The sequence below is a fragment of the Sinomonas sp. G460-2 genome (assembly GCF_047759905.1).
Classification (GTDB): domain Bacteria; phylum Actinomycetota; class Actinomycetes; order Actinomycetales; family Micrococcaceae; genus Sinomonas.
The window spans coordinates 1-1,480 of the sequence record NZ_JBKZWT010000525.1; the positions used below are offsets into that span (position 1 = coordinate 1).

The following is a 1,480-nucleotide window of genomic DNA, read 5'->3' on the forward strand; positions in this document are numbered from 1 at the left end:
GGCATGGCGACCACGGCGCCTCGTCGATCCAGGGCGACCACCCAGACGGCGGCTCGCCATGGTACGCCGGGGTCGATGAGGAGGAGGAGATCGCGCCCGAGCAGCGCCGCAAGAAGCGCAGCGCGCTCACGTGGCCGCTCGTTGCCCTCGTGCTGCTCCTGCTCTTCGTGCTGCTCGGCATCTGGCTCAGCAACTCGGGCCTCTTCTCGCCCGCCCCCGCGCAGACGGCCACGACGTCGTCGACCCCGACACCGTCCGCGACGACCCCGAGCGCGTCCCCGACGCCCACGGCCTCGACGCCCGCCGCCCCGACCTCCGTGAACGTCGTCGCGTCGAACTACATAGGCCGGAACTACACCGAGGTCCAGCAGGAGCTCGAGAACCTCGGGCTCCAGGTTCAGCTCAACCCGGTCCAGCAGTCGCAGGGCATCATGGGCGCCGTGCTCTCGCTGTCGCCGACCGGAAGGCTCCCCGTGGGGACGGCGGTCACGGTCACGTACGCGATCGTCAACGCGCCGACGGCCACGCCGACGCCGACCCAAGCCACGACACCCTCAAGAGGGCCAACCTCCACGCCAACTGCCACCAAGTAGGGCGACACTAGTTGGACGAGCCCTGGAAGTGAGGACATGACGCACACCACCCACACGCAGCTGCAACGAGAGGACGAGCCGATGCCACAGCCCGTCGTCCTCTCGGGGCGCTACGTGCTGGGCCGCCTCCTGGGGCGGGGCGGTATGGCGGACGTCTTCGAGGCCCAGGACACGCGCCTGGGCCGCACGGTGGCGGTCAAGATGCTGCGGCCGGACATGGCCCGCGACCGTCAGTTGCGCGTGCGGTTCGAGCGCGAGGGGCAGGCCGTCGCCGCGCTCAACCATCCGAACATCGTGGCGGTGTACGACACCGGCGAGCGGGGACCCGACCCGCTGAACCCGGCATCCGTCGAGGTGCCGTTCATGGTCATGGAGCTCGTGGAGGGCAAGACCCTCCGCGAGTTCGTGCATGAGGGCTCCGTCACGCAGGAGAAGGCGCTCGAGTACGTCCAAGGCGTCCTCTCGGCACTCGAATACAGCCATCGCGCGGGGATCGTGCACCGCGACATCAAGCCCGCGAACGTCATGGTGGTCAACGAGACCGGGACCGTGAAGGTCATGGACTTCGGGATCGCGCGGGCCGCCGCCGAGTCCGGGGCCACTATGACCCAGACGCAGGCCGTGGTCGGGACCGCGCAGTACCTCTCGCCGGAGCAGGCCCAAGGCCTCACCGTGGATTCGCGCAGCGACCTCTATTCGACCGGCTGCCTCCTCTACGAGCTCCTCACGGGCCGCCCGCCGTTCTTGGGCGAATCGCCGGTCTCCGTGGCGTACCAGCACGTGCAGGTCGAGGCCCCCAAGGCCCGCGAGTTCAACCCCGACGTCACGGACGCCGTGCAGAGCGTCCTCGACCGTTCGCTCCAGAAGGACCCGGACCACCGCTTCCA

General features: G+C 69.5%; 2 protein-coding genes. Both read left to right on the plus strand.

All coding sequences use genetic code 11. The annotated features are described in order from the left end of the window. On the plus strand, positions 1 to 593 hold a 593-nt coding region (locus ACLN58_RS22130; RefSeq protein WP_415857360.1), incomplete at its 5' end, for a PASTA domain-containing protein. A gap of 36 nt (positions 594 to 629) precedes the next feature. Next, positions 630 to 1,480, plus strand: an 851-nt coding sequence (locus ACLN58_RS22135) for a protein kinase domain-containing protein (RefSeq protein WP_415857361.1), incomplete at its 3' end; no start/stop codon positions are given.